The organism is Thermococcus sp. (assembly GCF_027023865.1).
Lineage (GTDB): Archaea > Methanobacteriota_B > Thermococci > Thermococcales > Thermococcaceae > Thermococcus.
In genome coordinates, this window is record NZ_JALVUC010000014.1 from 58103 (window position 1) to 80533 (window position 22431).

The 22431-nt window shown below is 53.2% G+C and carries 28 protein-coding genes and 1 tRNA gene; 19 read left to right on the top strand and 10 right to left on the bottom strand.

Annotation, left to right across the window (positions count from 1 at the left end):
• Positions 1-87: 87 nt before the first annotated feature.
• The 3 genes from MV421_RS04400 to MV421_RS04410 all read left to right on the top strand — a co-directional run bounded on the left by MV421_RS04400 (position 88) and on the right by MV421_RS04410 (position 2623).
• Positions 88-1128: a M42 family metallopeptidase gene (locus tag MV421_RS04400; RefSeq protein WP_297420405.1), complete on the top strand. Its 1041-nt coding sequence runs from the start codon at positions 88-90 to the stop codon at positions 1126-1128.
• Between the two features lie 138 nt (positions 1129-1266).
• Positions 1267-1803 carry a class IV adenylate cyclase gene (gene cyaB / locus MV421_RS04405; protein ID WP_297517916.1) on the top strand — a complete coding sequence of 179 codons (537 nt, stop codon included), beginning with the start codon at positions 1267-1269 and terminating at the stop codon, positions 1801-1803.
• A 1-nt stretch (position 1804) separates the two neighbouring features.
• Positions 1805-2623: a hypothetical protein gene (locus tag MV421_RS04410; RefSeq protein ID WP_297517918.1), complete on the top strand. Its 819-nt coding sequence runs from the start codon at positions 1805-1807 to the stop codon at positions 2621-2623.
• Here the strand turns inward: MV421_RS04410 and MV421_RS04415 are convergent.
• On the bottom strand, positions 2562-3437 hold the full coding sequence (locus MV421_RS04415; RefSeq protein ID WP_297503833.1) for an energy-coupling factor ABC transporter ATP-binding protein: 876 nt from the start codon (positions 3435-3437) through the stop codon (positions 2562-2564). The two genes, MV421_RS04410 and MV421_RS04415, sit on opposite strands and share 62 nt — an antisense overlap.
• On the bottom strand, positions 3434-4915 hold the full coding sequence (locus MV421_RS04420; protein ID WP_297420391.1) for a TrkH family potassium uptake protein: 1482 nt from the start codon (positions 4913-4915) through the stop codon (positions 3434-3436). Before MV421_RS04420 ends, MV421_RS04415 begins: the two co-directional genes overlap by 4 nt.
• A gap of 94 nt (positions 4916-5009) precedes the next feature.
• Between MV421_RS04420 and map the strand changes: the two genes are divergently transcribed.
• On the top strand, positions 5010-5897 hold the full coding sequence (map, locus tag MV421_RS04425) for a type II methionyl aminopeptidase (protein WP_297420388.1): 888 nt from the start codon (positions 5010-5012) through the stop codon (positions 5895-5897).
• A 103-nt stretch (positions 5898-6000) separates the two neighbouring features.
• On the opposite strand, the gene MV421_RS04430 is transcribed toward map, so the two are convergent.
• Positions 6001-6086, bottom strand: a tRNA-Ser gene (locus MV421_RS04430).
• A gap of 136 nt (positions 6087-6222) precedes the next feature.
• Here MV421_RS04430 and MV421_RS04435 point away from each other — a divergent pair.
• Positions 6223-7398 carry a CBS domain-containing protein gene (locus tag MV421_RS04435; RefSeq protein WP_297420384.1) on the top strand — a complete coding sequence of 392 codons (1176 nt, stop codon included), beginning with the start codon at positions 6223-6225 and terminating at the stop codon, positions 7396-7398.
• Here MV421_RS04435 and MV421_RS04440 read toward each other — a convergent pair.
• Genes MV421_RS04440 through MV421_RS04450 form a run of 3 tightly spaced genes read right to left on the bottom strand, consistent with a single transcriptional unit; the run spans position 7391 to position 10565 of the window.
• Positions 7391-8503: a DUF835 domain-containing protein gene (locus tag MV421_RS04440; protein WP_297503829.1), complete on the bottom strand. Its 1113-nt coding sequence runs from the start codon at positions 8501-8503 to the stop codon at positions 7391-7393. The genes MV421_RS04435 and MV421_RS04440 overlap by 8 nt on opposite strands.
• Positions 8500-9756, bottom strand: a complete 1257-nt coding sequence (gene glmU / locus MV421_RS04445) for a bifunctional sugar-1-phosphate nucleotidylyltransferase/acetyltransferase (protein WP_297420365.1) — start codon at positions 9754-9756, stop codon at positions 8500-8502. Before glmU ends, MV421_RS04440 begins: the two co-directional genes overlap by 4 nt.
• On the bottom strand, positions 9753-10565 hold the full coding sequence (locus MV421_RS04450) for an undecaprenyl-diphosphate phosphatase (RefSeq protein WP_297503826.1): 813 nt from the start codon (positions 10563-10565) through the stop codon (positions 9753-9755). The genes glmU and MV421_RS04450 overlap by 4 nt, the downstream gene beginning before the upstream one ends.
• Positions 10566-10620: 55 nt before the next feature.
• Between MV421_RS04450 and MV421_RS04455 the strand changes: the two genes are divergently transcribed.
• The 3 genes from MV421_RS04455 to MV421_RS04465 all read left to right on the top strand — a co-directional run bounded on the left by MV421_RS04455 (position 10621) and on the right by MV421_RS04465 (position 12833).
• Positions 10621-11427: an MBL fold metallo-hydrolase gene (locus MV421_RS04455; protein ID WP_297517940.1), complete on the top strand. Its 807-nt coding sequence runs from the start codon at positions 10621-10623 to the stop codon at positions 11425-11427.
• A gap of 57 nt (positions 11428-11484) precedes the next feature.
• A complete protein-coding gene (locus MV421_RS04460) occupies positions 11485-11685 on the top strand; it encodes a hypothetical protein (protein ID WP_297420359.1) in 201 nt (66 codons plus the stop codon).
• 68 nt (positions 11686-11753) lie between these two features.
• Positions 11754-12833, top strand: a complete 1080-nt coding sequence (locus MV421_RS04465; protein WP_297420356.1) for an NOG1 family protein — start codon at positions 11754-11756, stop codon at positions 12831-12833.
• Between the two features lie 209 nt (positions 12834-13042).
• On the opposite strand, the gene MV421_RS04470 is transcribed toward MV421_RS04465, so the two are convergent.
• Entirely contained in the window at positions 13043-13435 is a 393-nt protein-coding gene (locus MV421_RS04470; protein WP_297420353.1) for a 30S ribosomal protein S8e, read from the bottom strand.
• 125 nt (positions 13436-13560) lie between these two features.
• Here MV421_RS04470 and MV421_RS04475 point away from each other — a divergent pair, with 125 nt between their 5' ends.
• A complete protein-coding gene (locus MV421_RS04475) occupies positions 13561-14448 on the top strand; it encodes a hypothetical protein (protein ID WP_297420350.1) in 888 nt (295 codons plus the stop codon).
• Between the two features lie 4 nt (positions 14449-14452).
• On the opposite strand, the gene pyrG is transcribed toward MV421_RS04475, so the two are convergent.
• From pyrG to MV421_RS04490, 3 genes are all read right to left on the bottom strand, one after another.
• Entirely contained in the window at positions 14453-16054 is a 1602-nt protein-coding gene (gene pyrG, locus MV421_RS04480) for a glutamine hydrolyzing CTP synthase (protein ID WP_297420376.1), read from the bottom strand.
• Positions 16055-16144: 90 nt separating this feature from the next.
• Positions 16145-16525, bottom strand: a complete 381-nt coding sequence (locus MV421_RS04485; RefSeq protein WP_297420348.1) for a DUF555 domain-containing protein — start codon at positions 16523-16525, stop codon at positions 16145-16147.
• Positions 16526-16535: 10 nt separating this feature from the next.
• Positions 16536-16823 carry a DUF357 domain-containing protein gene (locus MV421_RS04490; RefSeq protein WP_297420345.1) on the bottom strand — a complete coding sequence of 96 codons (288 nt, stop codon included), beginning with the start codon at positions 16821-16823 and terminating at the stop codon, positions 16536-16538.
• A 232-nt stretch (positions 16824-17055) separates the two neighbouring features.
• Here MV421_RS04490 and MV421_RS04495 point away from each other — a divergent pair, with 232 nt between their 5' ends.
• The 10 genes from MV421_RS04495 (at position 17056) to MV421_RS04540 (ending at position 22304) form a co-directional block, all read left to right on the top strand.
• Positions 17056-17316 (top strand): 50S ribosomal protein L37ae, encoded by a 261-nt coding sequence (locus tag MV421_RS04495; protein ID WP_297420373.1) that lies wholly within the window; start codon positions 17056-17058, stop codon positions 17314-17316.
• A 26-nt stretch (positions 17317-17342) separates the two neighbouring features.
• On the top strand, positions 17343-17492 hold the full coding sequence (locus MV421_RS04500) for a DNA-directed RNA polymerase subunit P (RefSeq protein ID WP_297420343.1): 150 nt from the start codon (positions 17343-17345) through the stop codon (positions 17490-17492).
• Between the two features lie 53 nt (positions 17493-17545).
• Positions 17546-18178, top strand: a complete 633-nt coding sequence (locus tag MV421_RS04505; RefSeq protein ID WP_297420370.1) for a ribosomal biogenesis protein — start codon at positions 17546-17548, stop codon at positions 18176-18178.
• Entirely contained in the window at positions 18130-18399 is a 270-nt protein-coding gene (gene pcc1 / locus MV421_RS04510; RefSeq protein ID WP_297420341.1) for a KEOPS complex subunit Pcc1, read from the top strand. Before MV421_RS04505 ends, pcc1 begins: the two co-directional genes overlap by 49 nt.
• A 67-nt stretch (positions 18400-18466) precedes the next feature.
• Entirely contained in the window at positions 18467-18820 is a 354-nt protein-coding gene (locus tag MV421_RS04515) for a prefoldin subunit beta (protein ID WP_297420338.1), read from the top strand.
• Positions 18821-18859: 39 nt separating this feature from the next.
• Positions 18860-19180, top strand: a complete 321-nt coding sequence (locus tag MV421_RS04520) for a DUF3194 domain-containing protein (protein WP_297420335.1) — start codon at positions 18860-18862, stop codon at positions 19178-19180.
• The gene (locus MV421_RS04525) at positions 19170-20153 is read left to right on the top strand and encodes a bifunctional oligoribonuclease/PAP phosphatase NrnA (protein ID WP_297503823.1); all 984 of its coding nucleotides are present in this window, start codon (positions 19170-19172) and stop codon (positions 20151-20153) included. Before MV421_RS04520 ends, MV421_RS04525 begins: the two co-directional genes overlap by 11 nt.
• Before the next feature lies 1 nt (position 20154).
• Entirely contained in the window at positions 20155-20493 is a 339-nt protein-coding gene (locus MV421_RS04530) for a hypothetical protein (protein WP_297503820.1), read from the top strand.
• 43 nt (positions 20494-20536) lie between these two features.
• Positions 20537-21721 (top strand): tetratricopeptide repeat protein, encoded by a 1185-nt coding sequence (locus tag MV421_RS04535; RefSeq protein ID WP_297503818.1) that lies wholly within the window; start codon positions 20537-20539, stop codon positions 21719-21721.
• Positions 21627-22304, top strand: coding sequence for a tRNA-binding protein (locus tag MV421_RS04540; RefSeq protein WP_297420324.1), 678 nt, complete (start codon positions 21627-21629; stop codon positions 22302-22304). Before MV421_RS04535 ends, MV421_RS04540 begins: the two co-directional genes overlap by 95 nt.
• Positions 22305-22431: the final 127 nt, after the last annotated feature.

Here is a 22431-nt window from a genome sequence, read left to right on the forward strand (position 1 = left end):
CCCGAGCTTCCGTTTCGTTTCCATTTTCGCAAACCTTATTAAGTCAGCCAAATACATTCAGATGGAAATCTAAAGGAGGCGAAAGCCATGGTTGACATGGAGCTTTTGAGGAAGGTTGTCGAAGCGCCGGGAGTTTCCGGCTACGAGTTCTTGGGAATAAGGGACGTCGTTAAGGAGGAGCTTGAGAAGGTTGTCGATGAGGTCTACGTCGACAGGCTCGGCAACGTCATAGCCCACAAGAAGGGTTCTGGACCGAAGATCATGATAGCGGCCCACATGGACAAGATAGGCGTCATGGTGAACCACATAGACAAGGAGGGCTACCTCCATCTCGTTCCCATCGGCGGCGTTGACCCCAGAACCCTGGTTGCGCAGAAAATCCGCTTCTTCACCGAGAAGGGCGAGCGCTTTGGAGTTGTCGGCCACATACCGCCGCACCTCCAGAAGCCCGAGGACAGGAGCAAGGCCGCGAACTGGGACACCATCGTCGTTGACGTTGGTGCCGACAGCAGGGAAGAAGCTGAGGAGCTCGGCTTCCGCGTTGGAACGGTCGGCGAGTTCGCCCCTGCCTTCGTCCAGCTCAACGAGAACAGGATTGCCACCCCGTACCTCGACGACAGGGTCTGCCTCTACGCCATGATTGAGGCTGCCAAGAGGCTAGAGAACCAAGAGGCCGACATCTACTTTGTTGGTTCAGCCCAGGAGGAGGTTGGACTCCGCGGTGCTCACGTTGCCTCCTACGCAATCAACCCGGAGATAGGCATAGCGATGGACGTCACCTTCGCCAAGCAGGTCGGCGACAAGGGCAAAATCGTTCCGAGGCTCGGTGGCGGGCCGGTCATGGACGCAGTCGGGCCGAACATCAATCCGAAGGTTCGCGCCTTCGCCGATGAGGTTGCCAAGAAGTACGGCATAGAGCTTCAGGTCGAGGCCAGCCCGAGGCCGACCGGAACCGACGCAAACATCATACAGATGGCGAGGGAAGGTGTTGCAACCGCCGTTCTCAGCATACCGATACGCTACATGCACAGTCAGGTCGAGACCGCAGACCTCAGGGACATCGATAAGACAATCGAGTTCGCCAAGCACTTCCTCGAGGAGCTTGGGCCGATGAACCTTACCCCGTGAGGCCTTCTCTTTTCTCCCACCTTTTCGTTCTGCTCCATTAACTTGGAAATCCCCCAAGATCCCTCAAGGAAAAGTTTATTTTACCCCAAAAACTATTATCCCCAGTTAATACCAGCGCATTAAGACGAGGGATCAACCATGATAGAGGTGGAACTCAAAGGCTACGCTGACGAGGATGTCTTCGAAAGGGTCAGGGAGAGATTTGAACTTATAAGGCGGGAGTATCAGGAGGACAAGTACTTTGCCCATCCCTGTAGAGATTTCTCCGAGACGGATGAGGCACTGAGGATACGAAGGAGGAAGTTCGATGGCCATTTTGAGGTTTTTTTGACCTACAAAGGCCCCAAGATTGACCCTACTTCCAAGACACGCCAGGAGGTAGAAGTTCAGATTGAGAACCCCAAGGGCCACGAATGCATACTAACTTCCCTAGGTTTCAGGCCGGTTTTCACGGTCTCAAAGGTCCGCGAGAAGTACTACTACGACAGGGGGATTATCATAGCCCTCGATGAGGTGGAGAACCTCGGCAAGTTCGTTGAGATGGAAAAGTTAGTGGAGGACGGAGAGGAGGTTGAATCCACTGTTGAGGAACTTAGGGAGGTCCTAAAGTCTCTTGGAGTAGAGCGGTTTGAGAGACGCTCTTACCTAGAGCTTCTGCTCGGAGGGAAGGACTGAGATGGGCAAACTCGATGAGTTCTTCAAGCTCAAGGGCGGAGAGGAGAAAAGTAAGTCCGACCTCGAGATACTGGACGAGATAGAAGCGGCCCTGCGTGAGGGCAACCTTGAATACTCTATACTCCAACTTAAGAGCATCAAGAAGGAGCACAACCTCTTCCTTGCCCTTAGAATGATAATACGCGAGCTTACCGCCGGGGTCGAAGATCCCGAGCAGTCCAAGCTCTCTCCGTCGGAGGTCATGCTTGAGGTGAAGGAGATAACGGTCGTGGTGAACACCCTTGTGAACCCGGCCTACCGTTCTATCCTCCTTGCGGATCTGGCGGTTCTCTTTTACCTTCTTGGCGATGATATGAGTGGTGATATGACGCTGAAAGTCGCGGTTAACTTATCACTCAACAACTTCAGTGCGCTGAAGGAGATAGTACGTAACCTCCTGAGCAGGGAGCTTCTGGAGAAGGCCGGCTACGCCCTCAAGCTCATTAAGAACCCCGAGAAGCTCGACATGGTCTTCGGTCAGCTCGCCGTGGTGTTCTACCGGGAGGGTGATGTAGGCAGGGCCATGAGCGTCCTCGAGTACATAAAAAACCCCTTCCACAAGGTAATGGCCCTCTGTGATATAGCCTCCTTCGAGGCCGAGAGGGACAGGGAGGAGGCGGGGAGAATCCTCAATGTGGCCTTCAACCTGGCCGAGAAGATTGATGATCCCAACGCTCGTTTCGAGATCAATATGAAACTCTACGACCTGAAGCATTCAATCAAGGGAGACTCCCTAAGTCTGAGTGATGTTCTTTCAAAGGGGGAAACTCCTCGGGAGTGAGGGAGAGCCCTTTGACCAGGCCGCGTTTTCTAAGCTCGTGCGATACTTCTATGGACGGCGGAATCTTAACCCCGATTCTTCTCAGGGTCTCGACCTCTTCCGCGATTTCCTCAGGCTTCCCCTCGAGGGCAATCGTTCCATCTGCAACGACAAGTATCCTGTCCGCGTTCCGGAAGAGGTATCCAGTGTGGTGCTCCACGAGGATGACGGTTATCCCGTGCTCCCTGTTGAGGAGTGAAATCAATCCCAAGACTTCCCTTTTGCCCCTAGGATCGAGCTGGCTCGTGGGTTCATCCAGGACCAGTATCGACGGCCTCATCGCGAGAACTGCCGCGATTGCGAGCCTCTGCTGCTGACCCCCGCTCAGGTTCGGTGGAAACTCCTTTTCAAGCCCTCTCAACCCCGTCACCTTAAGTGCCCAGCGGACGCGCCTCAGCACCTCATTCCGCTCAATGCCAAGGCTCTCAGGTCCAAATGCAACCTCTTCCTCAACCGTCATGTTGAAGAGTTGGCTCTCGGGGTTCTGGAGGACGAGGCCGACGATGGTTGAAAGCTTTGAGACGGGCGTTTCAAGTGTGTTGAATTCCTCTCCCGTCCAAGGGTCCCTTATGAGAATCGTTCCGTTGAAGTCTCCCTTTATTGAGTTGGGGATTATACCGTTTAAAGTGAGGCAGAGGGTTGATTTTCCCCCTCCGCTTGGGCCTATCACGCCGATCATCTCCCCCTTTCTCACGGAGAAGCTAACGTCGTGGAGGGAGGGCTTCTCCGCCCGGCGGTATGTGAAGCCCAGATTTTCCACCTCGACTACGTTCATTTCCTCTTCACCGCCTTGGGTATAAGGAAGAAGGTGCTTATGATGAAGACCAGCGTTGAGAATATCTCGAGCCTTCCAATCCACATTAGGAGAATGAAAAGTATCTTGAGGTCTGGGGCCATGTGGGCGGAGGTTATACCCACGCTCAGCCCCACGTTGCCCTGTGCGGAAGCAACCTCAAAGAACGAATCCACGAGGCTTCTTCCAGTGCGGAGCATCACGTAAACGGTTCCAAAGAGTAGCAACGCCAGATAGGTCATCGTGAAGCTCATGACCTCTTGAATGTCCCCCTCGCTGAAGATGTAGTCTCCGACCTTACGTTTTATCACCGCACCCCTAGGCAGTATCGCCTGTTGTATCGTCCACTTGAGACTCTCGTACATCAACGTGACGCGGATAAGTTTTATGCCCCCTGCGGTGCTTCCGGCGCCGCCGCCTATGACCATGAGAATCCCGAGGATAAACTTTCCAAGCGCTGGATATTTGTTCAGGTTCGTTATGTCGAAGCCGGTACAGGTTATGGCAGAAACCGAGTGGAAAATAGCCTGCTTGAGGGCATCGCCGAGTCCGTCCCCCGCCTGGTAGAGGCTGTATGCAACGAGGGAAACCGCAGGAACGAGAAAGAAGAACATGTACCTAACCTGAATGTCATCGAAGAAAGGCTTGAGGTGCTTGCTTACGAAGACCCGGTAGTGGACGGTGAAATTAATCGCACCGAGTGTCATTAAGAGTATGGTCACTGCATCGATGGCCGTGCTGTGGTAGTAGCCGATGCTCGCGTCGTGGTCGCTCATACCGCCGGTTCCGAGGCCTGTCATGGCGTTTACAACCGCGTCAAAAAGGGGCATCCCGTTTATGTAGTATAGGTATATCCCAACAAGGGTTAGAACGAAGTATATCTCAAATATCACCTTGGAGGTGTTCACAAGGTTAGGGAGGATCCTCTCGCTCCTCGCCTCAGCCCGGTAGAGCCTAGCCGCGGCGACACCGGGCCTTATAAGGACGGTTAAAGCCACGAGGACTATACCGATTCCACCCAGCCACTGCATCCACGCACGCCAGAACAGGAGCATGTGGGGGTAGCTCGATAGGTGGGTCATGACGGTAAGCCCGGTTCCGGTCCAGGCGCTCATGCTCTCGAAATAGGAGTTGAGAAAGCTCATGTGTGCTATTCCCATGAATGGGACCACGCTCACGAAGGATGCCATCAGCCAGATGAAGGCCGCGGATATCATTGCCTGTCTCAGGTTGACGTCCTCAAGCTTTTCCTGATGCCTCCCGAGCCATGCCCCAAGGAGTATGCTGATGGCTCCTGGGACTGCAAAGTAGGTCACGTATTTTATCTCCTCTGGGTAAACCCATGCAAGTAGAACGGGGATGAAGTAGGCGAGTCCAACTCCTTGGAGGATTGGGCCTATTAGGTTCTTAACGACGAACAGGTCGTCCGAGACGTTTATGTGCTTTCCCAGTTCAAACATGGACCCACCGTAGGCTTAGGGACTGCCGGAAATAAAAGGTTTTCCCGTGGAAAGGTTTAAGGGTTCCCGAAACTTTCACAGAGCGGTGGTATAAGTGGACGAAAGGGAAGCCCTGATAAAGGCGGGAGAGATAGCAAGGCAGATTAAGAGGGAAGTAGTTGACATCATTAAGCCTGGTGCAAAGCTCTACGACATAGCGGAGTTCGTTGAGGGGCGAACTGTGGAACTGGGTGGAAAGCCAGCTTTTCCCTGCAACCTCTCGATAAACGAGCAGGCGGCCCATTATACACCCTACAAGGGCGATGAGAGCGTTCTCCATGAGGGGGACTACCTCAAGCTCGACCTTGGAGTTCATGTTAATGGATACATCGCCGATACGGCCCTAACTTTCCACGTTGGGATGGAGGAAGACGAGCTTATGGAAGCGGCTAGAGAAGCCCTCGAGAACGCGATAGCTACCGTTAAAGCGGGAGTCAAAATCCGTGAGATTGGAAAAGCCATTGAGGAAACCATCCGCGGGAAGGGTTTCAATCCCATAGTGAACCTCAGTGGGCACAAGATAGAGCGCTACAAGCTCCATGCCGGCGTGAGCATACCCAACATCTATCGCCAAGCCGACACCTATGAGCTTAAGGAGGGGGACGTCATAGCGATAGAGCCTTTTGCCACCACGGGGGCTGGACAGGTCATCGAGGTCCCACCAGCATTGATCTTCATGTACGTGCGCGACAGGCCCGTCAGGATGGCTCAGGCGAGAAGGTTACTCATGCACATCAAGAGGGAGTATAAAACACTCCCCTTCGCCTACCGCTGGCTCCAGGACTTCATGTCCGAGGGGCAGTTGAAGCTTGCGCTGGCTCAGCTTGACAGGGTTGGGGTGATATACAGCTATCCAATCCTGAGGGAAGTCCGTGGTGGAATGGTGGCCCAGTTTGAGCACACGATGATAGTTGAGAAGGACGGGGCGTTCGTCACGACCTGAGCTTTTCTTTTTTCGGTTTAATTCCAAAATCTACCAACGCCACTTAGATTTTTGGAAACTGAGAAGATGGGCTGTGGGGTGAAAACCCCAAAGGCTCGGCAGATGGCGCCGGGGCAGGGATTTGAACCCTGGTGCGCAGAGCGCACTGGATCTCGAGTCCAGCGCCTTCCCGAGCTAGGCTACCCCGGCGTGGTTTTGAGTTCCCGCTCCGGTTTTATAAATCTTGCGAAGGGAAAAATTTATTAAGTTTTAGTTATTAAAATCTGCCCGGTTGAAAAGGTTTAAATTATCAGGCACCCTAGTAGGTTGTGAAGGAGGTGACAGCATGGTCGGTATTCTTGTGCAGGAAGTTATGACAGACAGGTTCCAGAAAATCAACGTCGACGCCCCCCTTTCTGAGGCGATTGGAATCTTTGAGAAGGAAGACCCCGACCTGATTCTGGTCTTCGATGGAAAGCTGTACAAGGGGGTTCTGACCCAGGACCTCATCATACGCTCCCACCTCAAGTGGGACCCGACCAAGGCCAAAGTTCGGGATGTTTACAAGCCAGCCCCGGTCGTTAAAGCGACCGAGGACCTGAGCAAGGCCGCCAAGCTCATGATGGAGGTTGACCTTCGCTCAATCCCCGTTGGGGAGAGCAAGGCTGAAATCATCGGTGTCATAAGTGATATAGAACTCCTCAAGAGGGTCGCGGAGGACGACTTTGGTAAGAGGAAAGTCGATGAGTTCATGACGAAGGACGTCATAACCCTTGGACTGGACGATACCGTCGCCAAGGCATTCGCGACCATGCGTGACAACGCTATATCGAGGATTCCGATAGTTGATGGGACCAAGAAGCTTGAGGGTCTGATAACCCTCCATGACCTCATCATAAGGTTCATAAAGCCGCGCTTCAAGGCACAGACCGGCGAAGTGGCCGGAGAGAAGATACCACCCTTCAGCATGCCCCTCCGTGATGTCATGATAAGGGAGGTCATAACCATCCACCCGGGGGAGAGGGTCAAGGAAGCGGTTGCTACCCTCAGGGAGAACGATATAGATGGTCTCATAGTGATTAATGAAGACAACAAGGTTGTCGGCGTTCTTACGGTCAAGGACTTGCTCCTACCAATATCAAGGATGGTCGAGAAGGAGGCCCGCTTCTACCTCCAGCTTGGAGGAGACGCCGAGATACTTAGTGACTTCAGCAGGGAGAGGATAATCGAAGATGTAAAGCGTTTCGTTGACGGTTACGATGACTTGCTTGGCCAGGAGGGCATAATCTACCTCTACATAAGGCGCTTTAACGAGAAATTCCGTGGTGTGCACCTCTACCAGGCCAGGATGCGTGTTGTAACAGACAGGGGGACCCTCGTGGCCACCGGAGAAACATGGGGTGCAATACAGGCTGTCCACGACGCGATAAGGGCCATTGAGAGGCAGCTTCTCCAGAAAGCCGAGCTTGAGAAGGACACCCACTACTACAAGAGGTTTATGGAGAGGATGGGCTTCATCTGAAGCCCCCCTCAAACTCCCTTTCGAGTATCTTCCTCTGCTTCTCGTCCAGGGCTTCCGGGTTCACGACTAGTATCACGCTCCCCCCGGCGCTCGTTATTCTGTCCTTGACATTCAAGAGGAACTTGACCGCGTTCTCGAAGCCGTTCTCCAGCATCAGATACTCGAAGGTGTCGATGTAAACCACATGGTAGCCTTGGCTCACGGCCCTGGCTATGAGGTCCGTCAGGATGTCTATCCTAGTGGGGCTTGTGGCGTACACCGTCGGCGAATCGCTGAGCTTGCCCTCCTTGGCGCGGGTTATCCAGAACACCAAGCTCTCGGGATTGACTCTCTGGGAAAGCTCCATGATGTCCTCCCTAGTGACTATGACCGTTCCGGGCTTGGTGTAAAACTCCCCGAACTTCGAGAGCACATCTGCCTTTGAGCAAAACATGAATGCCCCCGGCTTTACATCAGGCTCTGTCTTGGAGGTGACAGGACTTACGGGGTAAAACACGAACTTGACCGCCCCTGTTGCCGCCGTGAGCCTGAAGAGCGCCCCCAAAAGAAATCCTATCGGCACAAACCAGCCTATGAACCTCGTAACCGGGTAGGTCAAGTTGAGCGCCCCGAGGAGTATTAGGCCCCATGGGAACAGTCTTTCAATCCAGTGCGACGAGACCACATAGTTCAGGAGCACCACACCGAAGTAAATTAAAGACAGCCCCAAGAAGAGCGACGGGATGGAGGAGCGGACAGAGGGGCTCTCAATCAGGTCCGTTGCAAGCAGAAAGAGCCAGACGTAGGCTGTAATAGTTATGGTGGAAATGGAAATCACATGCTTCAGCTTGCTCTCGCCGTATTTGAGGTGAACTGCACCCCAGATGAGGAGTATCGCTATGAAGAAGTTTGGAATTTTGGAGGCCACGGTGTAGGCACAGGGTTTGATTGCTATCCCAAGTGGGCCAAGGATATAGTCCTCGATGTCCATCGCGTCTATGAGAAAAGCTGTCGTGAGCAGTGCCCACCCCTTGTCTCTCGTCTGGTAGGCCTTGTAGAGCACCGCCGTGAGGAGCACCCACCTTGAGGTGAAGTTGAGGTAAGCGATTGCGGTCTCCCACGTCATCTCGGGTGGACCTCCTTCTCCTGCCGGACAACCACGAGACTACCCGGTGGAACATTTCTATCAACTACAACTCCAGGCCCGATGAAGGAGCCGCTTCCTATTTTCCTACCGGGGTAAATGCTCACGTTTATACCCGTTTTTACGTTGTGCCCTATTATGGCCCCAAGCTTGTGCCTGCCGCTGTCCTCAAGCTTTCCTTTGATTTCGACCCTGACGTTGCCCCTGTCATGTCTCAGGTTGGCGGTTATCGTTCCGGCCCCGAGGTTGGAGTTCTCACCGATTATGGAATCACCAACGTAGTTCAGATGCGGCGCGTTTGAGCTGTCCATTATGATGGAGTTCTTCACTTCGACGGCGTTGCCCACGTGGCAGTTATCGCCTATGCTCGTGTACGGCCTTATAAAACAGTTAGGGCCTATCCTCGAGTTCCGTCCTATTTTTACCGGGCCGATTATGTAGGCCCCGCTCCTTATCTCCGTCCCCTCGCCGACTTCAACCGGCGGGATGAGAATGGCACCAGGCTCCACCTCACCCTTGACGTTATGTTTGAGCTTCGTCTTTAGGAGATACTCGTTGAGTTCGAGCATGTTCCAGGGCCTTCCAATGTCGTTCCAGTAGCCATCGTAGGTCGCATAGGTTATCCTCCTTCCAGCCTCTATCATGAGGTTCAGCGTGTCGGTGATCTCATACTCCCCACGCTTGCTCACTGGAGTTCTCTCAATGAACTCAAACACCTCTGATTTGAAGGCGTAGATTCCGAGGTTCGCGTAGCCTGGAACATTACCGGGTTTCTCCAGAACGGCCCTGATGGTGTTCCCTTCCACTTCTATCTTTCCAAGATGGCTTAAATCTCCAAAGTTTTTGACAACGAGCGCTGCATCCGCATTTTCCTTCCTGAAGGCCGATATCAGGGCTTTAACTGCCTCCGCCTCGAAGTATATGTCACCGTTAACCGCTATGAACTCATCGTCAACGTGCTCCTCGGCGGAGCCTATGGCCCTAGCCGTTCCATCACCCGGCTTCTGCTCGACGTAGGTTATGGGCTTTCCATTGAATTCATCGCCCAGGGTTCCTATGAGCCTTTCCATCATGTATCTTGTCACGATTATGAATTCGTCCACAAAGGAGTCGAGGTTTTCCATAACGTACTCGATTATCGGCCTATTCGCGACTTTCAGGACGACCTTGGGTCTGTCATCGGTTAGGGGGCGCAATCTCTCACCCTTACCTGCGGCGAGTATTACTGCCTTCACGCTACCACCTCCAGCAGGTAAACGACTATCGGGACGAGACCCATCAGAGTCAGGAAAGTCCTCCTCCTGAGCTTCTCCCCAGCAAAAAGCAGGGCTTTCATGAACAGAATCGCGGTCACAAATGAGGACAGAAACGCCGTAAACGGAAGGTAAACGGGCATGACGGGCGTCCATTCCCTGAGGAGCAGGAGGCGGAGTATGAGGTATACAGGGGATATCATGAACAGGAGTTCCAGCGCCTTCCTCGGTTTTATGCCTCCCGCTGAGAGAACCAGCAGTACAAGTCCTGTGGCAGAAAGTTCGCCGAACATGGCCAGACCCTGGGCAACACCGGACGAGATTCCATCAAGCAGCGTCGGCTCGTCCTCATCACCCAGTTTCCGGTCCATACCTTCAAGCGGTGCACTCTTACCCCTCCAACACAGGATTCCAACGAGCAGAATGGCGGCACCGATGATGGCACTTACCGCATCCGAGGCCCTAGGGTTGAGGACGTTCCATCCACCCGCGGCTATGGGATAACCAATTGCAAGTGTGAAGAGCGAGGCGTATGCGAAGTACCTCGCCTCCGCACTGAAGTTCTTCCGCAGGGCTTTCTGAGTCCCAACTGCTATAAGGTCGCGGAAGTAGAAAAGAACTGCAAAGATGACCCCTAGGTACGACGGGACAACATAGTCTGTGTAATTCACTATAGCCGTCCCTATGAAGTGCGAGACGGCTGCCCCCTCCGGTCCTATGGGAAGCCATGAAGCCAAGGCTATTATGAAACCCGTAATAGCTGATGAAACGTAATCCGCGGGAACTACCATATTATCACAACAACGGTTTTAACGGCCGGAAACATAAACCTTTCGAGTGATGGCGATGAAGGTAACGGTGGTGTATGAAAACCACGCGGGCTTTAAAAAGGGACTGCTTGGAGGATATGGCTTTTCTGCGCTCGTTGAACACGGCGGGACGAGAGTTCTCGTCGATACCGGAACTGACGGGGAGGTTCTCATGAAGAACATGCGGTTTCTTGGCATTGATCTGGATTCGATAGACTACATTTTCCTGACCCATGGCCACTACGACCACACCGGGGGCCTCAAAACCTTCCTTCAGACCAGGAGCAAACCTGTTCCGGTCGTTGGACACCCCGAGATTTTCAGGCGGAGGATAGCTTTGAAGCCCTATCATCGGAACATTGGGATACCCTTCGGTAGGGACGAGCTTGAAGCACTTGGGGCTGAATTCATTCTCGATGAAAAACCATTCCAGTTTGCCCCGGGTTTCTGGAGTTCGGGCGAGATAAACAGGATAACCTGGGATAGGGCCGTTGGTTACGTCGAGGAGAATGGAGGGTTCGTGAAGGACACTGTCCCTGACGATATCTCCCTCATAGTTGACCTCGGTGACGAGGTTGCCGTAATTACAGGTTGCGGGCACTCCGGCGTTTTAAACATCGCCTGGCACGCTGAGGACCTCCTTGGAAAGCCCGTTAAAGCCCTTATCGGCGGCCTTCACCTCATCGGAGCCAATGAGAGACTGCTCGAAGACGTGGTTGATAATACCTCCGCCGCGACCCTTTACGCGGGCCACTGCACGGGCATAGAATCCTTCGCATACCTGCACGCGGTGCTCGGCGAACGAATGAGACCGCTTCACGTAGGGAAATCATTCGAAGTATAGCGATACTTTTTTATATCTCCGCACCAGTTTAGTTTAAGAAAAGAAGGAGGTGGGAGGATGAACTTCAACAAGGTTCTGAATAGATATGAGGGGCTCTTTGGCAAGCTGGGGATACTGCTCGTGGTGCTCTTCCTGTTGACGGTGGCGGCTGGATTCACGGATTCCTCTGGCTCCGGCAGGATAATGGCAGCAATACTATTCTTCTTGGTTCTACTGGCTTCCCTGATAGGTTACGAGGTGAGCAGGTCCCTCGACTGAATAGGTTTTTAAACTCCCTCTTTCTCCTTTTCTATGCGAGATTAAACGAGTTAGACTGAGGTGAGATCATGAAGAATCCATTCGAAAAGATGCCGACGGTTCTTACCGCTGATGAGCTCATCGATAAGGCATTTAGGAGGTCTGAAAAGGCCGCTTCAGCCCTCACCCCAAAGGGAGGCCCGAGGGCGAAGGCCAGGCAACGAGAGGAGCTTAGAATAAGGACCGTCTCAAATGTGGTGAGGGACAACCTGAGGAAACTCTTGGACAGAACACCGGGCGTTTCGGAGCTTCCGGAGTTCTACCGTGAGCTTGTGGACACTCTTGTTGACAGGGATCAGTTTCACCGCTCCCTCGGGAGGGTTAACTGGGCGATAAAGACGATAAGGAACCTAGAGCAGCGCTACGCTGAAAAGGTGCGCTATTCCAGAGACCCGGACGAGATTGCAAAGCTTAGGAGGGGCTTCTACGGCCGTGTCGCTGACATTATAAAGAGTATTGCCGACGATCTTGAGTACCTCAATCAGGCGAGGAACGTTCTGAAGGATTTGCCCGTGGTCGACCTTGATCTCCCAACGGTCGTCATAGCGGGCCATCCAAACGTGGGCAAGAGCACGCTTTTGAGGGCTTTAACCAACGCCAAGCCGGAGGTGGCTAGCTACCCCTTTACCACTAGGGGCATCAACGTGGGCCAGTTCGAGGAGCACCACCTAAAATACCAGGTCATAGACACCCCCGGCCTGCTCGACAGACCCTTGAGCGAGAGGAACGAGGTTGAGAGGCAGGCTATCCTGGCTTTAAAGCACCTTGGAAAGGTCATCATTTACATCTTCGACCCGAGCGAGTACTGTGGCTACCCGATAGATGAACAGATACACCTCTTTGAGGATATTCACCGTGAGTTCGGAGAGTTCCCGTTCATCGTGGTGCTCAACAAGGCGGACATAGCAGACAGGGAGAAGATAAAGGAGATTGAGGATTTCGTTCGCTCAGAGGGCCTTGAATCGCTGAGGATTTCGGTGCTCAACGGAGAGGGACTGGAGGAACTCAAGGAGCGCGTCATCGATCTGGTCAAGCCCATGGTCGAAGAGCAGGCGAGGATGATAATGGAAAAAGAACTCAGGAAGTACCGCGAGGAGCTTGAGCTTTGACCGGTTCTTTTTCTTCCGTTAACCTTCCCGTTAAGTTTATCGTTAACACCGTAAACCTCCAAAACTTTATGGTACCATTAACTTTCCTCTTAATTACTATATTAACGGTGGATAAGACACGGTGTTTTCCGCAGGAATGCAATGCACTGTTAACGCCCAAAAAAGGATTTCAAGGATTTCAAAACGGGGTAGCTAAAAGTTAGAGAAAATCAGGCGTTCTCTTCCTTGATGAGAACTGCGTTGACGACACCATCCTGGCCGGGCCTGCTGGTGACGATGGCCTTTCCGGCCTCGGTCTCGATGATGGCACCCTTAGTAACGATGTTTCTCCTGACGTACTGCCTGTTTGCCGGGTTCTCAACGACGTTGAGGACCTTGACCTTCCTGCCCTTGCCATTCTCGAAGACGTTGGCGTAGAGGGCCTCGACGAGGCGAACCTTTCTGTTGCCGCCGTAGGTCCTGATCATCTTCTTCTTTTCCCTGTCCTCACCAACCTTGGTGAAGGCCGGCTCCCTTCCAAGCTCATACTTCCTCTTTTTCCTCGCGAGGATAATCCTTCCGCCTGAGGACTTTTTGAGTGATCTTCCCTGCCATATGGCCATTCTTCTCACCCCATGAGATTGACATCAGTTTTACAACCTATCGCCACTTTCGGAGGTCCGTTTATAAGCTTTTCTGGGGAGCAAAAAGATTTTAAACTTGCCCCCTTACTCCCCTTGGTGGTGTTATGGGGGCCGTTGAAGCTTTCACGAAGGCATTCTCGATAATCCGTGAAAACAAAAAACTCTACCTTCTTGCGCTAACCCTTGCGCTCATACTCGCACCCATTGGAGCGTACACCCTGCCGGGGAAGGCTCTCCCGAAGGGCAATGTAACGACAACTCACAGTGGGAACGTGATAGTTGAGGAATACGGAAGTTCAATGGGAAACGGCAATGGACTCCTCACCGGTCTCCTTGAGAAGTTTGCCCTCTACAGTGCGATAACCCTCCTACTCGGCTCGATATTTGAGTACGGCGTTGTTAAGGGGGCACTTCTCCACATCGAGGGGCAACAGGTGAGGTTCTCTGAACTGCTTGGAAAAGGCCTCAAAAAGTCTCCTGCGGTCATTACCATAAACATCCTCTACATATTCATAGGGCTTGCAATACTCTCAGTTGGCCTCATACCCATGGGTGTCGGTATTGTAACCCTACCCAGCGGCGCGATTCTTGTGTTCGTTGGACTCGGGTTGACTCTCCTAGCCGGAACGTTCGCGGTGGCTTTATCCCTTCTCCCGGTTCCAATGTATGCCGATGAAGAAAACTTCGGCGCAGCGCTTAAGGCCATGAGTATGAGTCTGAGAAACGTTCTAACAACGGTCGGCTTTGGATTCCTCGTAATGGTGGCGGTGTTGGGAATAGCGGCCATCTCCGGACCGATAGCGTTCCTAACCACCACCTTCTTACAGGGGAAAACGGGGGAGTATGTTTCAGTACTCCTGCAGGCCCCGTTCACTGCCCTTCTCTACGAGTTTCTGTGGGTTGCCGGGGTTGCGTTCTACAGGGAACTCAAGAAAAAGAAGGAGCTTAAAAAGGTGGATGAGGAGTTGGCCGAGCTTGGGATAGACTTTTAACACCTCAGCTCCCATACTTCTTTTCCTTTGCCGCCTTTACCAAGCCCCTGAAGACCGGTGCGGGGTTCATCGGCCTGGACTTGAACTCGGGATGGAATTGGGTTGCTATGAAGTAACTGTTCTCTGGAAGCTCGAGTATCTCCATCCTCCTTTCATCGTCTCCAGCTATGCCGCTGAAAACCAGTCCTGCCTTCTCAAACCGTTCGATGTATTCGGGGTTGACCTCCCAGCGGTGTCTATGCCTCTCGTAGACTATCTCCCTGCCGTAGAGTCCCCTCGCGAGGGTGTTGGGTTTTATGCGGACGGGGTAAGCTCCGAGACGCATTGTCCCTCCGAGTCTGTCCAGATCCCTCTGCTCCGGCATCAGGTCGACAACAGGATAGGACGTGTGGGGATCTATCTCCGTTGAGTGTGCACCCTCCATACCAAGGACGTTGCGGGCAAACTCGACGACGGTGAGCTGGAATCCGAAGCAGATCCCGAGGAACGGGATGTCGTTCTCGCGGGCGTATCTAACAGCCATCATCTTGCCCTCTGTACCACGCGCGCCGAAGCCGCCCGGGACGATGACACCATCTACTCCCTCGAGAAGTTTGATACCGTGCCTTTCAAGCTCCTCCGCCTCGATCCAGCGGATCTTCACCTTAACGCCGTTGGCGACGCTGGAGTGTTTGAGGGCCTCCTTTATGCTCAGGTATGAGTCGGAGAGCTTGACGTACTTGCCGACGATTGCAATCTCAACTGTGTCCTTGAGGTTTTTGTACGCCTCGACCATCTCACTCCAAGCATTCAGTTCGGGCTTCTTCTCTGGAAGGCCGAGCCTCTTCGTAAGGTATCTCGCCAGCCCCTCCTTCTCCAGCATCAGCGGGACCTCGTATGTATCTTCGACGTCATAGGCGCTGATGACTGCTTCGTCAGGAACGTTCGTGAAAAGGCTTATCTTGAGCCTCGCCGATTCCTCAAGCGGTTCCTCCGAGCGCGCGACTATCGCGTCCGGCTGGATTCCGAGGGAGCGCAGCTCCTTAACGCTGTGCTGAGTCGGCTTGGTCTTCTGCTCGCCGACGACGCGGAGTTTTGGTACATATGTAACGTGGACGAAGGCGACGTTTTCCCTCCCCTCTTCGAGCTGCATCTGCCTCGCTGCTTCAAGGAAGGGCATGCTTTCAATGTCACCGACGGTTCCACCTATCTCGATTATGACAACGTCGTAGTCCCTCGCGATGCGCCTTATGCGCTCCTTTATCTCATTGGTGACGTGGGGAATGACTTGGACGGTGGCGCCGAGGTATTCCCCCTTTCTCTCCTTCTCAATCACTACGGAGTAAACCTTGCCCGTGGTTATGTTATGATCGAAGCTCAAGCTGGTGTCTAGGAAGCGCTCGTAGTTGCCAAGGTCGAGGTCAACCTCGCCGCCGTCGTCGAGAACGAAAACTTCTCCATGCTGATAGGGGTTCATCGTTCCAGCGTCGTAGTTGAGGTAGGGGTCGATTTTGATGTTCGTTGTTCTGAATCCGCGCACCTTCATGAGCATCCCCAGGGAAGCACTTGTTATTCCCTTCCCGAGGCCGCTGACAACACCACCCGTAACGAAGATGAACTTTGCCATGGCAAAACCCCCAAAGGTTATGTCGTCCATTGATGGGGGGGATGTTTAAAAGCTTTGTTAGGGGATTTGAGGATAGAAAAGCAAAGACCTCTACTCGTCCAGTTCGACACCCTCACCGTCTTCTTCTTCGGTTAGCTCACGGATCTCGTAGACCTTGAGGGGAACCTTCTTCAGGGCCTTTCCTATGACAGCTTTGGCGATTCTCTCGGCGTGCTCTATCGTCTGGGCGTTGTAAACTTTTATGGTCAAATACATGCCCACTAGCCCGACCGAACCTATTACAAAGGCGCTCTCAAAGTGAGCGCCGCAGACAGGGCACTGGGAGTAGCCTATTTCAACCCTCACAAAGTCAAGTTTCTCCTTGTTGAGCGCCTTTGCGACCTTGGAAACGGCGACGTTTATGGCGTCCTCGCTCGTTTCGACGTCCCTAACGATTATCGGTGCTTCCAAAACGACGACGTAATCCCCCATCTTTCTCACCTCAACCGAAGGCGAATAGCCTGTCATTCTCTCCCCTGAATACTCCGAGCCTTACACCCGCATCTATGAAGCCATGGGCGTAGTTCAGCGCCGCGAAGGCTGTGACGTAGTCCCCCTTCTCGTAGTAGTACTGTGCATCTTCAAAATAGCTCTTTGCCATCGTTAAAAAATCGCGGGCAACAACGTGCAAAAGACTTTTCTCGTGAACGGCGATTTCGAGGGTTTTAAGGGCTTCTCCGGTGATTCTAAAGTATCTCTGGAGCTTTTCCTTGGTTATCTCTCGCTCCACCGGTCTCGCCTCGGCCTTCGTTGGGATGCCCTCTTATAAACCTTATCCCACTCGGCATTCCTCATGAGGTTCAGACTTCACCCTGTTCCAGTTGGTAAATTTATAAGTGACCGCTCCATGGGGATCAGAGGTACATGCCTCCGGCTCTGCACATTCCCGGGCAAAGGTTTATAAAACGTCCCCGGGAACACTCACCAGTCGTGAAAATCGCTGATAATTAGGGGTGATGCTCATGGGAAGAACCACAAAGGTCGGTTCCGCTGGGAGATTCGGTCCCAGGTACGGTCTCAAGATAAGGAGAAGGGTCGCGGCCGTTGAGGCCAAGATGAAGCAGAAGCACGTCTGCCCGGTCTGTGGAAGGAGGGCCGTCAGGAGGATAAGCACCGGCATATGGCAGTGCCAGAAGTGCGGGGCAACCTTTGCCGGCGGTGCCTACCTGCCGACCACTCCCGCTGGAAAAGTCGCCAAGCGCGTTACGGCCTCCAAGGCCTGATCCCCTCATTCTTATGGGTGGTAACCATGGTTCTGGCCGTTTATCGCTGTGCAAAGTGTGGAAGGGAGGTCGAACTCGACCTTGAGAATACAAGGGAAGTTCGCTGCCCCTACTGCGGCAGCAAGATACTCTACAAGCCCAGGCCAAGGGTGGCCAGGCGCGTTAAGGCCATCTGATTCTTTCATTTCGAAAGCTTTTTAGCAATCAATGCGGGTTTTGAGTGAGGGCTATGATGCTGATAACGACATCCCATCGACCTACGCGGAGGACGCGGAGCTTCGGCCACGACCTGGAGAAGGTCTTTCCTGGCTCCCTTTATCTTACAAGGGGAAAGAAAACACTCCAGGATTTGCTCGTAGAAGCCTACGACAGGAACTACGAGAGGCTTTTGATAGTCAACGTCTGGAAGGGAAACCCACTCAAGATGACCTTCATAAAAGTTGACCCAGATGACTGGGGATACCTCGGCCACCTTTACCTCCACGGCATAAAGCTTCAGCGCGAGATGGGGTATCGTGACATTCGTCCCATCCGCGAAGAAATGCCCTTCGTTGTCACCACTGCCAAGCGTGTCGGACCCGACCACGTTGCCTTCGCTCAGGCCTTTGCCGAACTCACGGGTGGGATCTTCGTTCCGAGACGGGAGCGCTCCCTCTTCGGAATAGCCGAGAGGTACAACACCAATGTTCTCGGCGTTATCGAGAGACACCCGCGCGGGATGGCGGTCAACTTCTACCGCTTCGACGTTGATAGGGAGAACCAGATCGGCCCACTCATCAGCATCAAGATATGGATAATGGAGGACGGCCGGAGATGGGACTACAAGGAAACGACCGCAAAGGCTGGCCGATCAAGGGAGTGATTGAGCTTTCTTTTCCCGACGAGAGGACGGCTAGAATCGTCTACGAGAGCGTTCTCTACGAACATGAGAGTGTGCCCTACAGGAGGAGCAGAATCGAATTCCTCAGAGACGGAAGGAAGGTAATAATTCGCTTTCTCGCTCATGACAACTCCGCTTTAAGGGGAACCCTAAACTCGTACCTCCGGTGGATCAAGGTGGCCATGGATTCTCTCGAAGTCTAAGCCAGCCGAAACTATTTAAAGTCCGCCCCTTAGTCTAACCCGGCATTACGATTACGGAGGTGTTGAGATGCAAAACATTCCGCCACAGGTTCAGGCCATGCTCGGTCAGCTTGAGAGCTACCAGCAGCAGCTCCAGCTCGTTGTTCAACAGAAGCAGAAAGTTCAGCTCGAGCTTACTGAGGCAAAGAAAGCTTTGGAGGAGATTGAGAAGGTTGAGTATGGGACGACCATCTACAAGACCGTGGGGACGCTCATCGTCAAGACCGACAAGGCTAAAGCGGTCGAGGAGCTTAAAGAGAAGGTTGAAACGCTGGAGGTCCGCCTTGGTGCCCTTGAGAGGCAGGAAAAGAAGCTCAACGACAAGCTCAAGGAACTCACCGCCCAGATCCAGGGCGTCTTAAGGCCGCCCACGGCGGGCTGATTCTCTTTTCTTTAATAACACCTCGCGGAGGATGCAGCGATGAACGGGGGAAGGGGCGGGAATAGGGTTGTCCACATAGGACTGCCCGAACTGAGCGAGGATCAGCTTGTAGAACTCGGTGGGCTTGCACAGGAGACGGTCTTGAAGGAGGTCTTTGACGCCCTCAACAGGAGCGATGTTAAAGACATTGAGGTGACGACGAGGATAAACAGGGAGGACATCCTTGACCTTGAGGTTGAGGTCTATCTCGAGGTTCCGGTCTTCGTCAAGGTCGACGTTGATGAGCTCATCGAGAAGGCCGTTGAGAAGGCTTATGAGACCGTTGAGAGGAAGCTGAGGGAGATCGCAGATGCGGGGTAAAATCAAGCTCAAGCGTTTTCTCAAGGATGCGGAGGATAAGTCCTTCCTTCTCCTCTGCCACCACAACGCCGATCCCGATTCCCTCGGCTCGGCAATAGCCTTCGCCATCTACCTCAAGTCCATCGGTGTTGAGAACGTCAGGATAGGCGTTGCCCAGAGCGTCTCCTCCTACGCGAAGAGGCTTTTGACGCTCTCTCCAGTTCCAATTGAGAAGGATCCAGAGGTCAAAGAGGACGTCGTGGTGATTTTTGACACCTCTTCCATGGAACAGCTTGAACCGATTGAGATTCCTAGGGAAAAGACCCTCATATTCATTGACCACCACGTAGAGAAGGAGAACCCAATAAGGGCGGAGGTGGCGGTGGTTGACTCCTCAAGGACTTCAACGGCAGAAATCGTCTGGGAGCTTTTCAAGTACTTTGGTTTCTATGATGAGAAGGCTACTAAAGCTCTCTTAGCTGGAATCGTCACCGATACGGCCAGCTTTCGCTTCGCCAACGCGAAGACCTTTAAAGCGCTCTTTGAGATGCTTGAGCGCTTCCCGCTCCCGATGGGGGAGATTTACCAGCTGGTTGCACCGGTAAGCGATGAGAACATCGATCAGGCGAAGAGGATTGCCCTAATGAAGGCCTGCCAGAGGCTTGAAATCCAGAAGTTTAGGGGTTATGTCATAGCCGTCTCGCGGGTTTCTGCCTATGAATCCCTCGCCTGCAAGACCTTCCTCCAGCTCGGTGCCGATGTAGCGGTCGTCGGGAGCGAGAAGAAGGGTGTCAGGATTTCGGCGAGGGCCAAGGAGGGGCTGGTTAAGAAAGGCCTCCACCTCGGCAGGATCATGGAGAAGGTTGGGCCAATTATTGATGGCTCTGGTGGCGGTCACGCCGGTGCTGCCGGGGCGAACGGCAAGAAGAACCTGGATGAGGCTGTCAAGCTCATCCTGAAGGAGATTGAGATGGTTTTACGGGAGGTAGGTTAAAGTGGCAAGGTGCCCGCTCTGCGGAAAGCCCCTGGACTGGGGCGAGCTTATAGACCAGATGATAGATGCAAAAGGCCCGGAGATGCGTGAGTTGCTCTCTAATAGGGAGCACTTCATGAATGCCCTCAAAGGGTTCACCTTTAAATGCCCACACTGTGGTGAGGAGTTTTACGGCAGGAACCTTCCTGAGAAAGAGGTTGAGAAGGTGTTCGAGCTTCTCAACGAGTTCAAAGGCTCGATAAACTGGGAGAACAGAAAAGTCCGCCTCAGGCTCAACAGCCTTCTGGCACTCGACACCATGCTTGAGAAGTGGGACGAGAAGGTGAAGGGGAAGCGGTAGCCTTTTCTACTTTCGTTCCCATCCTCTTCAAGCGGTGGTTCCCGTGGAGCGGGTTGAATCCTACCTGTCAAGGGGTGACTATAAACGAGCGCTGAAGGCGGCGGATGATATAAGTGAACCCCTCCAAAGGCTCGTTGCCCTAGCAGGGGTAGTAGTGGCGTTCCCGAGGGATGAGGTTCTTTCCCGAATGTTTGAAACCTTAAACTCAATCAGAGGGAGACCGGAAAAAGCCGTAGCTTACTCTGTTATCGGCCGGGCGCTCTACTCCCTCGACCATGACAGGGAAGCGGAGGGGTACTTTGAGAGAGCGCTTGAAACGGCTCAGTCACTGGGGTCTCCGAGGGTTAAGGGAGAGGTCTTGGCGGCGATAGCAAGGAACCTTGTCCTCTCCGATAGGTATAGTGATGCCTTCGAGCTCTTCAACCGCTCGATTGAACTCCTTCAAACCTCGAGGGGGCTTTCCTCCTATGCAATGGAGGCCCTGATCAAGGTGGCGAGGCTCGTCGAGAGGAGCGCGGACGAGATACCGAACGAGCTGGCACTGGAGCTCTACAGGCTCGCACGTGACATTTACTCCTCCATCTTCTTAAACCTTCAAGCAAAGCATCTCGAAAACAAGATAAATCTCGTCGAGAATGTTCTGAAGCGCGGGAAGCCGATCGTTGAGGGGTTGATATGGACGGGAGGGGTGGGGCTCGCTATTGAAATGGCCCGTTTCCTCCCTCTGCAAGAGAGGGCGGTCGTCATGCTCGATCTTTCCTACTGGTTCCACCTCCACAAGCAACCCAATTTAGGAAGGAGGGTTTTCGACGACGCCCTTGAGATAATCTTGGTCGGGAAGTTCAAACCTAGGGACGGTGAGATAGCGGGAATAGCGAGGCGCTTCCTCCGCATTGGGGTTCTTGAGGAGCCGCTGACTTTAGCCGGTATAATAGAGGATGGACACCTCGCCTCTAAGCTTCTCGGTGATGTGGCACTTGCCTACGCCTGCAGGGGAGAAACCGGAAGGGCCCGCTCGATAGCCGAAGGAATAATGGACGAAAGCGTTAAGAACCGCGTTTTAGAGATGCTGGAGGGTGAGAGTCATGTGGGACACGAGCAAGGATTACCGCTTACTGGTGGCGGAGAAGAGCGTGGAGCTGTTCCTGAAGACGGTGGAGCACGCGAAGTTCAAAGGGAAGTGGGACAAGAAGGGGGCGCAGAGACTGGCGAAGGAGATGATTCCTGAGATACAGGCGGTGAGGTACACCTACGTTGACCCGAAGGAGCTGATTGATACTCCTCAGATGAAAGCTTTGAAGGAGAAGGCCAGAGGCATAATCGAGGCACTCGGCGGAGAAGATTGGAATCACACGTTCCTCAGCCTGGCAGACAAGAACGAGCGCGAGAAGGTCGAGGAGGCAATTGCCAAGGTTCACTTTTTCCTCAACACGATACTCGGTCTCGAGGGGCGCTTAGCCTTAGGCAAGATAAACGACCCGGTCATAGCGGTAGACATCAAGGTCGGCGAGGTTATGAGCGTCGCTAAGCACCCGAACGCCGACAGACTTCTGGTTACTAACGTTAACATCGGTGATAGAGCTATAACTGTGGTAACCAACGACCTGACGATGAAGGAGGGCAACCGCGTTGCCGTTGCACTTCTCCCGCCCGCGAACTTCCGCGGGATAGTAAGCGAGGGCATGTTCCTTGGTGCCGGCGAAGGAGTCCTCAAGGACGTCAAGGGAGAAATCGGCGGCCTGCCGAAGGGGGTTCCGCTTGAGGCCTTCAACGAGACAAGGAACTTTGTGGAGGCGTTTCTGAAGGGGTGATTTTTTTGCCTTTTTGTATAAATGTAGCTCTTGGTGCATTAAATTACTTTCCCTTCTTTTGACTCGTTCTCAGTGGAAAATCGGACTCCGAATAAAATTATACCTGAAAAAAAAAGGAAAGAAATTT